At 46.4% G+C, this 317-nt stretch carries 1 protein-coding gene; it reads right to left on the reverse strand.

Annotation, left to right across the window (positions count from 1 at the left end):
• Positions 1 to 289, reverse strand: a 289-nt coding sequence (locus AABK37_RS42060; RefSeq protein WP_432557277.1) for a hypothetical protein, incomplete at its 3' end; no start/stop codon positions are given.
• Between the last annotated feature and the right edge of the window lie 28 nt (positions 290 to 317).

Here is a 317-nt window from a genome sequence, read left to right on the forward strand (position 1 = left end):
CGCCAATTGCAGCACCATCTTGGCGTGTACGTTGGACAGAGCCTTGAGATTGGTTTGTGTTACCTTTGCGGTAGTATGGGCTGTAGTATCCGCCAGCTTTTTTTTGTGCGTTTTGAATTTGTTGTTGACGGTTGCTGCTTGTGGAGCTTTGAGCGTTGGTGCTACCATCGATTGCAGCACCCTCTTGTGTGGTAACTTGCACGTTGCTTTGAGATTGACCGGCAAAGGCAGCACCAGGAGCGACAGCTAAAGCAGCAGCTAAGATACCGAAAGCAAAATTCTTCAACATTGTTTTAAACCTTAATATTTGTGTGTGA

Source organism: Tolypothrix sp. VBCCA 56010 (assembly GCF_050875635.1).
In the GTDB taxonomy this organism is placed as follows: domain Bacteria; phylum Cyanobacteriota; class Cyanobacteriia; order Cyanobacteriales; family Nostocaceae; genus Hassallia.